The organism is Paenibacillus nicotianae (assembly GCF_042681745.1).
Classification (GTDB): domain Bacteria; phylum Bacillota; class Bacilli; order Paenibacillales; family Paenibacillaceae; genus Saccharibacillus; species Saccharibacillus nicotianae.
In genome coordinates, this window is sequence record NZ_JBHUGF010000011.1 from 25,612 (window position 1) to 38,432 (window position 12,821).

Below are 12,821 nucleotides of genomic sequence, written 5' to 3' on the forward strand. Positions count from 1 at the left end.
GAGCTTTTTTAATTTATATGTATCGTAAAAAGAGGATGAGGTTATAGTAAGCTAAAATAAATTTCATTTTCATCAAAATAAAGCTTGTATTCATATCTTGCATTTTGGTATAATCATATAGTTCGAGTCTGTGCTCGTTCCTTGCTCCTGACATTGATTAGGGGCCTTAGTCCAAGAGGAGGTGAAAACTATGCGCAATTATGAAGTGATGTACATTCTTCGTCCTGAACTGGAACAAGAAGCTGTAGATGCAGCTGTTGAGAAGTTCAAAGGCATCATCACAAACGGCGGCGAAATTACAAAGCATGATGTAATGGGTAAACGTCGTCTTGCGTATGAGATCAAGAAAATTCGTGACGGTATCTATGTATTGGTAAACTTCCAATCAGCACCAGAAGTTGTTGCTGAACTAGAACGTCTTATGAAGATTTCTGACGATGTTATTCGTTATCTCATTACTGTTGACGTTACTAAATAATCTGCTTAAATTGTAAGAACCGTTCGAGGAGGGGATTGGATTGCTAAACCGTGTCATTTTGATCGGCCGGTTAACCAAAGACCCGGAGCTTCGCTATACACCCGCTGGTGTAGCTGTAACCCAGTTTACATTAGCAGTGGATCGTCCTTTTACGAGCCAAGGTGGAGAGCGCGAAGCGGACTTTATCCCGGTCGTCACTTGGAGACAACTGGCTGAAACTTGTGCTAACTATTTACGAAAAGGTCGCTTAACTGCGGTTGAAGGCCGAATTCAAGTACGTAATTATGAGAATAATGAAGGAAAACGTGTATACGTGACTGAAGTTATTGCTGATAATGTTCGTTTCCTTGAATCTAATCGTGATGGTGGTGGCAGTGGAGGATCATCCCGTGAAGAGTCTTCCAATTATTCTAATAATAGCGGTGGCGGTAATAACCGTAGCAACTATAATAGTAATAATGGAAACAACAACTCACGAGATAACCAGGACCCATTCTCTGATGACGGTAAACCGATAGATATTTCCGATGATGATTTGCCATTTTAATGAAAGAAAGGACTGAATGATATGAGCTTCAATAGACGCGAAAGCGGCGATGGAGAAGGCAGACGTCCAGGTGGACGCCGTGGCCGTAACAAACGTCGTAAAGTATGTTTTTTCACTGTAAACAAAATTAAGCACATCGATTATAAAGATACGGACTTGCTTCGTAAATTTATCAGCGAACGTGGTAAAATTTTGCCACGCCGTGTAACAGGTACAAGTGCAAAATACCAACGTATGTTGACAATCGCGATTAAACGTTCTCGTCAAATCGCATTGCTACCTTACACAACTGAGTAGTATATATTTATTACTATTATAAATATATGCAGATAAATCGTTGATTTGTCTGTTTCCATAGCGCACAGAATCATGTCTGGATTTCGAAGATGTGATCCTGTGCGCTTTTTATGTTGTAAATATGCTTTTTGAAGTATAATGAGCAAAACCATCAACCTGTGTCATAGTCGTTATCAAACGTTTAATGAAGATAATACGGGTCTGTCTGAAAAGAGGAATGGATGAATGGCGAGAAAACGTAAAATAGCTATTGGAGCTGCAATTGCATTAGTTGTCGTAGCTGGAAGCCTTTTTCTGTTGCGGAAACCGATCTCTGCATTGATGTTCGATTGGTTTGTAGCAGGGAGTATTGAAGATCAATTAGAACAGACATATCAACCTGTACGTCAAATCGGGGGCGAGCAAGAAGCTACCGAAGAACTTCCTGTGCTGACAGAGCCGTTTTCAATGTTATTGGTTGGAAGTGATCAACGTGATAACGAAACTGCACGTTCAGATACCCTTATCTATGCGGTTATGCGTCCTCTGGAATCTAAAGTGTTACTGATCTCGATTCCACGTGATACGTATACTGAGATTGTAGGTAAAAACAAAAAAGATAAAATCAATCATGCGTTTGCATTTGGTGGTATTGAGATGACGATGGATACGGTTGAGAATTTGATGGATGAAAAGCTACAATATTACGCTACGATTAATTTTCAAGGTCTTATTGATTCTGTAGATGCCTTAGGAGGCATAAAATTACCGATAGAAGAAGATATCGTAAATAAAGATCCTAATCATGAGCAGTTTACTATCAAAGGCGGTAAGCCTATTTATTCTGGGCAAGAAGCGCTCTATTATGTGCGCTATCGTGAAGATAGTGATTTTAGACGTACCAAACGTCAACAGATTTTTTTGCAAGCTTTAGCAGACCAGGCGATACAGCTTAATCAGGTCGAAAAAATTCCTCAATTGTTAAATATTATGGGCACTAATTTCAAAACAGATATGCGTCCACAAACAATTACAGGCTTAGCAAGTCAAATTTTACGTACCGGCAAGCCTGCTGTGACTTCATTTACGATTGCTGGTGATGGAGAATATGTAGATGGTGTCTATTATGAAGTGCCGCGTGAAAGTGAAATTAAAGAAGCGAGAGATTTGATCAATGAATGGATGAAATCAGACGCTTCTGATTCCGATATAAATAATAGAGATTCAGCCGATGGGGCTACCGACACTGCGGGTTCTCTGATTCACTAGCTTGCTTTATTGTCTCGTCAATATCGCTTAGAATAAAAAGAGAATCCTGAAACGAAGTATGAGTTGAAACGTACTGTACAGGATTGAGCATAAGCCTATTCATACCCAAACAATGATTCAGGATAAGATCATGTTCGTGGTCTTGAGATTATGAGAGGAAGGATTTTTCATGAATATTGCGTTTTTTCTGCTACCGAAGCAGGAGGTCGTTTGTGTCACCCTTAATTCGACACTACGTCAGACGCTTGAAAGAATGGAATACCATCGCTATACGTCAGTACCGATGTTGAATAAAGATGGAGGATACGCAGGTACAGTTACAGAAGGCGATCTATTATGGTTTATGAAAAATTCCGAAGGCAAAGTGACTTTTGAGAACGCTTCTAAATTTTTAATGTCGGATGTACCTTTGCAAAAAGATAATAAGCCTGTATCCATAGATGCTAATATGGAGGATTTGATCAATCTAGCAAAAGTACAGAACTTTGTACCTGTTGTCGATGATATGAATCGTTTTATTGGTATTGTAAGACGTAGTCAGATTATAGAATATTGTGAGCAATTTGTACGTAGCGGGGAGTATAACCCTGAAAAATCAAGAATGGCTAAGAATATGAAAGTTACGTAAGCGGTATCGATAAATCGATGTGTGTTTATTAGCGTTTATGCTATAATTATGAGTAAATCTTTTTTAGCTAATTGCTGAATAACATGTAGGTAAGAGGTGAATGTTTTGAAATTGCGCTGGACATCGGTGGCATGGAGTATAGCTTATTTGCTTCTGTTGCTGTCTTTATTAACGTCATTATCCATTATAACGATATTTTTTCTGATTGTGCCTGTAGTCGTGCTGTACTCGACACTATCCTTGCGCCAATTCATTATGCACCTGGTTCCAGTCTGGTTGATTACGTTGATCGTAGCCATTCAGCTAGAAGGTAGGTTAGGCATTTATGTAGCGATACTGGGCATATTCTTTATGGTTCCAGGTATTGTGATGGGACGATTGTACAAAAAGAATGCATCTGCGCTTCGAGTGATATTTACAACCGGGATTACAACTCTGGTTGAAATGTTATTGTTATTAATTTTTGCTACAGTAGTATATAAGTTTAATCTAGCTATCTATGTAAAAGACATTGTAGAGCTATCTGTTGCTCCGATGCGAGCTATGGCAGATATCAATCCAGATATCGCTGATATCTTCTCGCCTGAATTTGTACGCGGACTATGGAATTATACGTTACAGATGATTCCATTTGCTCTGATTATCAGTTCATTTACGATGGCTGTGATTACACATGCGATTTGTCGTCCGATTTTGGAAGGCATGAATTATTCTGTTCCTAGATTAAGACCTGCGCGTGATTGGAGATTACCGCGATCATTGATCTGGTATTATTTACTTGCTGTGTTTTTAGAATATTTTGTAGCTACGAACATAACAGGTGTATTGGCAGCTTTCGTGCTTAATTTTATGCCGCTGATACATATTGCTTTTACAATTCAAACGATTGGCTTTGTATTTTTCTTAGGCCATCATCGGAAATGGAATTCGTTTCTTCCGTTTCTGTTAGCTTTAGTCGTGGTATTGATTCCGCCACTTCGTATTGTTGGTATTATTGATCTAGCGTTCCCGCTCCGCGAATATATTACGAGACCGAAACGGTAAGGTGATGAATGATGCCTAATTTTTTATTAAACCGCTGGCATGGTTATCGGACAGTATGGGCTTCATTGCTGATGCTGGTTCTGGTCATTTTGCTGTCTTGGTTCAATTGGATGATCGGACTGGCTGCACTTTGTGGTGTTATTTTGTTCGGTGTATCTTTACTTCGTGCAGAGCTTACGTTTCGCAGAGAATTAGACGAATATATTGCGGGATTATCTTTTCGGATTAGACGGGTAGAAGAGGAAGCGGTCAGTACGCTTCCTTTTGGTCTTATTTTATATGACAATCAGTATACGATCGAATGGCATAATCGTTATATTGGGAGTATGTTTGGACGCAAAACATTAGTAGGCACTTCGCTTGAAGAATGCTTCCCTCGATTTGGTGATACGTATCAACAAGCAAAAGAAGAAGCACGTAAAGAGTCTTCAAAAGAAGTACGCTTTGAATTGCCACATGGACATTTAACGATCGAATTTATTATTTTACCTGATGAACGCTTGATTTATTTGCAAGATGTAACGACATTTGCAGACTTGCGTGATCGTCATGAAGAAGAACGTCTTGCACTGGGTATTGTATTTTTGGATAACTTTGATGAAGCTTCGCAAGGAATGGACGATCAGCAACGTACCAGTCTGATTGCGCGTGTGGCTACACGTATTACCGATTGGGCCAAAAACTACGGTATTTATGTAAGACGATTATCCTCTGAGCGTTATTTATTGCTACTGAATCAAAAATCTTTGCGCGAATTGGAACAAAGTCGATTTGTGATTTTGGATGAGATTCGAGAAATGACAGCCGATCTTAAAGTGCCGTTAACGCTTAGCGTTGGAGTAGGATTCGGTGCAGGTAGTATCAGTGAGCTTGGCGAGCTGGCGCAATCCAGTCTGGATATGGCTCTGGGACGCGGTGGAGATCAAGCAGCAGTCAAAGCAGATCAGCGTCTATCTTTTTACGGCGGTAAGTCTAATGCAGTAGAGAAGCGTACAAGAGTGCGTGCACGTGTGATTGCTCATGCACTGCGTGATCTAATGCTAGATAGTGATCAGGTTATGATTATGGGTCACAAAATACCAGATATGGATGTAATCGGTGCAGCGATTGGGATGCTCAAAGCTGCTGATATGTATGATGTAGATGCTTATATCGTACTTGATAAAGTGAATCCGTCGATTGAGAAAATGATGGAACGCATCGAGCTAGACGAACGATTATCGGTACGTTTTATTACACCGGACGAAGCGCTGAATGCGATGACTGAACAAACCTTGTTAGTCGTGGTGGATACACACAAATCGTCGATGACGATTGAGCCGAAGTTAGTGGATCGAGCGAAGCGTGTCGTAGTTGTAGATCATCATCGTCGCGGAGAAGAATTTATCAATGATGCTGTTCTGGTATATTTAGAGCCATATGCTTCTTCTACTTGTGAACTTGTTACTGAACTATTGCAATATATTCATGATAAAGTACAATTTACAACACTGGAAGCGACATCGCTTCTGGCTGGAATTATTGTAGACACCAAGCATTTTGCACTACATACCGGTTCACGTACATTTGAAGCGGCAGGATTTTTGCGCCGCAATGGTGCGGATACCGTATTGGTACAACGAATGCTCAAAGAAGAATTAGGCGATTATATCGCCAAAGCTGAAATTATTAAGCACGCCAAAATTATTCATAATCATGTTGCTCTGGCTGTAACTGAGCCAGGTCATCAGGTTCCACAGTTACTGATTGCACAGGTAGCAGATTCGCTACTTAATATGAATAATGTACATGCTTCATTTGTGATTAGTGAGCGAATGGATGGGTTGATTGGAATTAGTGCCCGTTCTCTTGGTAAAATGAATGTACAGGTCGTGATGGAACGATTAGGCGGTGGCGGTCATTTGACCAATGCAGCAGTTCAGCTTGAAGGAAGTATTGAATATGCGGAGTCACGACTTCGTGAAGTACTAGATCAAATGGAAAAGGAAGAGGGGTTATTTGAATGAAAGTTATTTTTCTTAAAGACGTAAAAGGCAGCGGTAAAAAAGGTGAAGTAAAAGAGGTGGCAGACGGTTACGCACAAAACTTCTTGATCAAAAACGGTCATGCTAAACCAGCAACAGGCGGTAATGTAAAAATTCTTGAAAATCAAGCAGCCGCTGTAGAAAGACAAAAACAAGAAGAAAAAGAAGAAGCGGAAGTTCTTGCAAAACAACTCGAAGCATTAACAGTGGATTTAAAAGCTAAATCCGGTGAAGGTGGACGTCTATTCGGAGCGATTACAAGCAAACAAATCGCTGAAGCTTTGAGCAAACAAGGACATAAAGTCGACAAACGTAAAATTGAATTGGATGAGCCTATCCGTACACTTGGTGTAACACAAGTTGCTGTAAAATTACATCATGATGTGAAAGCAACGCTCAAAGTCCAAGTTACTGAGGAGTAAAAATGGGCGGCGAAATGTTTTACGATCGGGTTCCGCCACAGAATCTAGAAGCGGAACAGGCGGCACTCGGAGCGATCTTGCTTCAGTCAGAAGCGTTAATTACAGTGATGGAACGGGTAGACAGCGAAGATTTTTACGATAAATCACACCAACTGATCTATGAAGCAATGGTTAATCTCGGTGAAGAAAATCAGCCGATAGATCTGATTACATTAACTTCTTTATTGCAAGACCGGGGACAGCTAGAAGATATCGGTGGCGTTAGTTATCTGGCGAAGCTTGCTCATGCGGTTCCAACAGCAGCTAACGTTGATTATTACGCTCAAATTATCGAAGAAAAGTCGATGTTACGTCGCTTGATTCGAACAGCAACACAGATTGTGAGCGAAGGGTATGGTGGCGGCGAAGATGTCGGCAGTATGCTGGGCGATGCCGAACGACGGATTTTGGAAATTTCGAATCGTCGTACAGGTAGTGGCTTTATCGCGATTCGTGATGTGTTGATGGAAGTATTTGAACGGGTTGAAATTTTGCATCAAAATAGTGGAAATACGACAGGTATTCCGTCTGGATTCGTTGATTTGGATAAAATGACGGCTGGATTTCAGCGAAGTGATCTGATTATTGTAGCTGCTCGTCCTTCGGTAGGTAAAACAGCATTTGCACTGAATATTGCGCAAAATGTAGCTGTACGTGCCAAAGAAACCGTCGCTATTTTCAGTCTGGAGATGTCAGCGGCGCAGCTTGTACAACGTATGATCTGTGCCGAAGCGAATCTGGATGCGAATGTGATGCGTACCGGTGAATTTAAAGGTGATGAAGATTGGGCGAAGCTGACGATGGGGATTTCTTCTTTGTCTGAAGCAGAAATCTATATCGACGATACACCGGGAATCACCGTTTCAGAGATTCGTGCCAAATGCCGTCGTTTGAAAAAAGAAAAAGGTCTGGGTATGATCGTAATCGATTATCTTCAGCTTATTTCTGGACGCGGTAAAGCTGGCGAGAACCGTCAGCAAGAAGTCTCTGAAATCTCGCGTACCTTAAAGCAGATTGCTCGTGAATTGTCTGTACCGGTTATCGCACTGTCTCAGCTCAGTCGTGGTGTAGAGCAACGTCAGGATAAACGCCCGATGATGTCTGACTTGCGGGAATCTGGTTCGATTGAGCAGGATGCGGATATCGTTTCTTTCTTGTATCGGGATGATTATTATAATGCAGATACAGAAAAGAAAAATATTATCGAGATTATTATCGCCAAACAGCGTAATGGTCCGGTAGGTACTGTAGAATTGGTATTTTTGAAAAACTTTAATAAATTCGTAAACTACGAACGTGTACAATCGGATATGTTCGCAGGATAGCGATAAATTATATTATTTTAATTTCAATAGTAAGTAATAGATATAGAGGAGTGTAGAGAGTGCCTTGGATTCTTGAGGATACAGCGGGCGTTATTTCATTTGCTGATTTTTTTCCTTTAACTACATCAGATCTGCCACACATCTCTGCTAAATTAGGTTGGGAAGCTTCATTTGATTGGAATATTTACTTACAATCTAACTCTACATTTACTGCTTTGAAGTTAGTCGACAGCCATGGAATGATTCATGGCTGTTTGGCATATCGAAAAGATCAGAATAATTTATTTGTAGAGCTTGCTTTAGTGGAAAAATCACCACAACATCGACGAACCATTTCTTATATTAATATTGGAAAAGTGTTGTTCGCCTGTGCTTACAAGATTAGTTTTGATGCTGGATTTGATGGGTTTGTAGTGCTTACACCCAAAACAAACTTAATTGATTATTATGAACGTGTATATCGAGCTCAGTTTATTGGAAATATAGATCATTACCCCCGTTATTTGCTTGATCCAGCTATAGGGAAATCTTTGATTATGTTATACTATAGAGAGAGGATGTGACGCCAATGACAAACAAAATAAGACGTGGAACGTATGGATATTTTGCTTTGCACAAGGCAAGATCATCTATGCCTCGTAGACACTCACGCCTATATAGTAAATCCGAGCAAGAAATGAATACTGTTCACACACTTACTTTGCATGCTCCTTTATCTGAAGATGGAGCCAAACAGATTGGTTCTAAAATAGCAGAATTACGTAAACAAATGAACATCAATATATAAAAAGAACTGCTCAGGCGGTTCTTTTCTTTTGTAGATTTACTATTTACATACTGACATCTTTTTGAAGGAGTGTCATACATGAAAAAATCAATACAAATCAATCTACCGATACAACCTTATGAAGTACCTGATCTGCGTGAAGCGGTAGGATGGGAACGACAAGAGCAAGATTATCCTGCTTTATTAGAGCGGTGTCAGTTTTATGCAGGAGCACGAGATGAAGAACAGCGATTGATTGCATTTGGTTATATCTCCGGTATGGGCTTGCAACATGGTTATTTAGAAGACATTCTGGTTCATCCTCACTATCGTTATCAACAGTTAGGAACCAAGCTGGTACATAGTCTATTGCAACAAGCCAAGCACCATCATATCGAAATTGTAACCTGTACGTTTACAGAAGAACACGCTTCTTTTTACCAAAAATGTGGTTTGACGTTAAGTAAAGGTGGAGTATGGAGAAGTTAAGTGATCATTTCCGAACGATAATATTTTTAATTGAATGTATTGTTCGCTTTTCATTTGACTTTAAAAAAGCAGCCTGTTACACTGATAATGGTGTTGTAAAGCTTACATTGCTTTAGTAAGTCTTTGCGTTACAGCACTGCTATGCCCTTCCACTGCGAAACGGATCATTATGATTTGCGCACGTCTGACCGTTCCTCGCAAGGAAGTTTTCATGCTGTCTGGCTGTTTGCAATATATTCGCTGTTGATCAGTTGTTTTTTGCAACGGACAGCTCAAATTCACGGTGTATAAAAACACCTACGGAGGAATGATTTCATGTCAACTGTAGTCGTTGTGGGAACGCAATGGGGAGACGAAGGAAAAGGTAAAATTACAGACTATCTTTCGGAGAGTGCTGATCTTGTTGCACGTTATCAAGGTGGTAACAATGCAGGTCATACTATCCTAATTAATGAAAAAAAATTCAAATTAACGATGATTCCTTCTGGAATATTTTACGAAGATAAAGCTTGTGTGATTGGTAACGGTATGGTTATTAACCCTTCCGCATTGATCGATGAAATTAACTATGTGCACGATAATGGCTTTACTACTAAGAACTTAACGATTAGCGATCGCGCGCACGTGATTATGCCGTACCATATGGTATTGGATATTTTGGAAGAAGATCGTAAAGGTCCTAACAAAATTGGTACAACACGTAAAGGGATTGGCCCTTGTTATATGGATAAAACAGCTCGTTCTGGTATTCGTATCGCTGATTTGATGGATGCAGAAGAATTTGAAATCAAATTGCGTCATCAAGTCAAAGAAAAAAATCAGGTAATTACTCAAGTCTATGGTGGCGAGCCTGTAGATGTAGAAGAAATTTTGAAAGATTACTTAGGTTATGCGGAAATTCTTCGTCAGTATGTACAAGATACTTCTGTTGTTTTGAATGATGCTATCGATGCTGGCAAACGTGTTCTGTTTGAAGGTGCACAAGGCGTGATGTTGGATATCGACCAGGGTACATATCCATTTGTTACTTCGTCTAACCCTTCTGCTGGTGGGGTATGTATCGGTTCTGGTGTAGGCCCTTCCAAAATTCAACAAGTGATTGGTGTAGCGAAAGCATACACAACTCGTGTTGGTGATGGCCCTTTCCCTACTGAATTGTTAGATGCAACAGGCGATACTATTCGCGAAAAAGGTCATGAATACGGTACAGTAACCGGTCGTCCACGTCGTGTAGGCTGGTTCGATAGTGTTGTTGTTCGTCATGCTCGTCGTGTAAGTGGTATTACAGGATTGTCTTTGAACTCTTTAGATGTATTAACAGGTCTGGATACAGTGAAAATCTGTACAGGCTACAAATACAAAGGCGAGTTTATTACTCACTATCCTGCAAGTCTTAAAATGCTTGCTGAATGTGAAGCAGTTTATGAAGAAATGCCAGGTTGGAGCGAAGATATTACAGGCGTGAAGACATTGGAAGAATTACCAGAAACGACACGTAATTATGTAAATCGTGTCTCTGAATTAACAGGTATTCCGATTGCGATCTTCTCTGTAGGACGTAACCGCGAGCAGACGAATCAAGTAGCACCGATTTATCTGTAATTCGTCGCTATTATAGTAAGTAACGTATAGAAATGTATGATCAAATAGAAACAAACGAGAAGAGGCATCCGCGAGGGTGTCTTTTTTTGTTATACAGCGATTCCTATTCATATGAAGAGAAATGTTAATGAACAGTAAAGTTGAAAATTTTATCGAGATTATGGTAAAGTAAACGGGGAGTAGAAAAGGTTAATTTTTTGACACTTTTAGATGACAATTTTTAATAATTAGCACTTATAATACTAACAATTAACTGAACTTCACTAATAACGTATCTAACCATGAATAGGGATAAGGATAAAAGGAGACGGTCATGAAAGGGTTTAGAAGCAAACTGGGGATGGGGAACACGCCTAAGCAAGATCAATCGCGTGATCCACAGTTAGAAGTGCAGAACGAACAGCAATCAACCGATCAATCAGAAACGCCATCAGCATGGTATACCATTACAGTTGATTCGATTCGCAAGGGGAAAAATAAAATGCGTCGTCGTCTAATGATAGCGGCTGGAGGTCTGGTCGTTGTTGGCGGGCTTATTTGGGCAGGCAATCATTATGTCACAGCCAATACGATTCCGTATTATGTAGTATCTGTTAAAGGACAGGCTATCGGTACGATTTTGCATAAAGAAGAATTACAGCAGTTATTCACCACGAAGCGTGCAGCATATCAGAAGAAATATCCAAAAGCGACGATGGTGTTAAACACTAACGGTATCACTACGACAGAAGAACGTGCCTATAAAGCACAGGTCAATTCTGCAAACACACTCAAAACACTTGATGGCATGCTTACTGCTTACGCTAAAAGTGTAGAAGTTAATGTGGATGGCAAAGTAATCGGCATTGTTAAAGATCAAAAAGTGATCGATGCCGCACTGGAACAAGTGAAAGAAAAGTATACGAAAAAAGCAGAATCTGCTAAAGCTTCTACCAAAACATCCACGAAAGCTTATCCAAAACAAGTCACAGGCTTAGAATCGGTAACATTGAAGCAAAAAGTATCGACAAGCGAAATCAAAGCCAATCCTAATAAATTGTTAAGCAGTACACAGTTAGCAAAAGTCATGACAACAGGTGTAGAATCACCAACTACTTATGTGGTACGTGAAGGTGATACGATCAGCTCTATCGCGGCAGATCATGATATTACACAAGAAGAGATTTTTGCGAATAATCCCAAAATCGATGAAATGGCGATGCAGATCGGTGACGAACTAACATTAACTGTTCCGCAACCTCCGATTACTGTAACGACATTTGAAGACTACTCTGAACAAATTGTAACAGAACCTGCTGTAGAGATTCGCAAAAGTGATAGTATGCGCGAAGGTGAGTCTAAAGTTGTCGCTCAAGGCAGTAAAGGACTCAAACGAATCGATTACCGGGTGACCAAGCAAAATGGTCAAATGCTTCGCGAGGAATGGTTAGGTCAAGAAGTGACCAAGAAATCATCGCCTAAAGTTATTATTAAAGGAACAAAAGTAGTACAAGGAGAAGGATCAGGTAATTTGATCTGGCCGGTATCTGGAGCAAGTGTAACCAGTCCTTTTGGACAGCGTTGGGGTAAAACGCATAAAGGCATTGATCTTGTCGGTAGTTCTTCGGTGATGGCAGCAGATGATGGTGTAGTCAGCTATGCAGGAACGATGACGGGTTATGGTAATGTGATTATTATTAACCATAATAACGGCTATGAGACGTTATACGGACATTTAAGCCAGATCGATACCAGTACAGGTGCGATTGTCGAACAAGGACAACATATCGGTGTGATGGGTAATACAGGACATTCTACAGGAACTCATTTACACTTTGAAGTACATAGTGGTGGTGTGATTCAGAATCCACTAGGGTACTTGCCATAAATCGAATAGGAATGATTTGATACAGCTTCTATATACTTTTGATAT

Annotated in this window: 14 protein-coding genes; all 14 read left to right on the top strand. The window is 40.2% G+C overall.

All coding sequences use genetic code 11. The annotated features are described in order from the left end of the window. Positions 1-190: 190 nt before the first annotated feature. The 14 genes from rpsF (at position 191) to ACFSGI_RS18885 (ending at position 12,776) form a co-directional block, all read left to right on the top strand. Entirely contained in the window at positions 191-478 is a 288-nt protein-coding gene (gene rpsF / locus ACFSGI_RS18820; RefSeq protein WP_204825753.1) for a 30S ribosomal protein S6, read from the top strand. A 40-nt stretch (positions 479-518) separates the two neighbouring features. Further along, positions 519-1,025 carry a single-stranded DNA-binding protein gene (gene ssb / locus ACFSGI_RS18825; protein WP_204825754.1) on the top strand — a complete coding sequence of 169 codons (507 nt, stop codon included), beginning with the start codon at positions 519-521 and terminating at the stop codon, positions 1,023-1,025. 21 nt (positions 1,026-1,046) lie between these two features. Next, the gene (gene rpsR / locus ACFSGI_RS18830; protein ID WP_069326395.1) at positions 1,047-1,322 is read left to right on the top strand and encodes a 30S ribosomal protein S18; all 276 of its coding nucleotides are present in this window, start codon (positions 1,047-1,049) and stop codon (positions 1,320-1,322) included. Positions 1,323-1,547: 225 nt separating this feature from the next. Next, complete coding sequence (locus tag ACFSGI_RS18835; protein ID WP_204825755.1) at positions 1,548-2,570, top strand: LCP family protein; 1,023 nt, start codon at positions 1,548-1,550, stop codon at positions 2,568-2,570. Between the two features lie 169 nt (positions 2,571-2,739). Further along, positions 2,740-3,198: a CBS domain-containing protein gene (locus tag ACFSGI_RS18840; RefSeq protein WP_204825756.1), complete on the top strand. Its 459-nt coding sequence runs from the start codon at positions 2,740-2,742 to the stop codon at positions 3,196-3,198. A 96-nt stretch (positions 3,199-3,294) separates the two neighbouring features. Next, positions 3,295-4,242: a DUF2232 domain-containing protein gene (locus ACFSGI_RS18845; RefSeq protein WP_379284063.1), complete on the top strand. Its 948-nt coding sequence runs from the start codon at positions 3,295-3,297 to the stop codon at positions 4,240-4,242. Between the two features lie 11 nt (positions 4,243-4,253). After that, positions 4,254-6,248, top strand: a complete 1,995-nt coding sequence (locus ACFSGI_RS18850; RefSeq protein ID WP_204825758.1) for a DHH family phosphoesterase — start codon at positions 4,254-4,256, stop codon at positions 6,246-6,248. Beyond that, positions 6,245-6,688: a 50S ribosomal protein L9 gene (gene rplI / locus ACFSGI_RS18855; protein ID WP_204825759.1), complete on the top strand. Its 444-nt coding sequence runs from the start codon at positions 6,245-6,247 to the stop codon at positions 6,686-6,688. The genes ACFSGI_RS18850 and rplI overlap by 4 nt, the downstream gene beginning before the upstream one ends. 2 nt (positions 6,689-6,690) lie before the next feature. Continuing rightward, entirely contained in the window at positions 6,691-8,052 is a 1,362-nt protein-coding gene (dnaB, locus tag ACFSGI_RS18860) for a replicative DNA helicase (protein ID WP_204825760.1), read from the top strand. 59 nt (positions 8,053-8,111) lie between these two features. Further along, a complete protein-coding gene (locus ACFSGI_RS18865) occupies positions 8,112-8,615 on the top strand; it encodes a hypothetical protein (protein ID WP_204825761.1) in 504 nt (167 codons plus the stop codon). A 5-nt stretch (positions 8,616-8,620) separates the two neighbouring features. After that, on the top strand, positions 8,621-8,839 hold the full coding sequence (locus ACFSGI_RS18870) for a hypothetical protein (RefSeq protein ID WP_204825762.1): 219 nt from the start codon (positions 8,621-8,623) through the stop codon (positions 8,837-8,839). A gap of 78 nt (positions 8,840-8,917) precedes the next feature. Further along, complete coding sequence (locus tag ACFSGI_RS18875; RefSeq protein WP_204825763.1) at positions 8,918-9,307, top strand: GNAT family N-acetyltransferase; 390 nt, start codon at positions 8,918-8,920, stop codon at positions 9,305-9,307. Positions 9,308-9,622: 315 nt separating this feature from the next. After that, positions 9,623-10,909 (top strand): adenylosuccinate synthase, encoded by a 1,287-nt coding sequence (locus tag ACFSGI_RS18880; protein WP_204825764.1) that lies wholly within the window; start codon positions 9,623-9,625, stop codon positions 10,907-10,909. Positions 10,910-11,222: 313 nt separating this feature from the next. Continuing rightward, positions 11,223-12,776: a peptidoglycan DD-metalloendopeptidase family protein gene (locus ACFSGI_RS18885; protein ID WP_204825765.1), complete on the top strand. Its 1,554-nt coding sequence runs from the start codon at positions 11,223-11,225 to the stop codon at positions 12,774-12,776. Positions 12,777-12,821 lie beyond the last annotated feature (45 nt).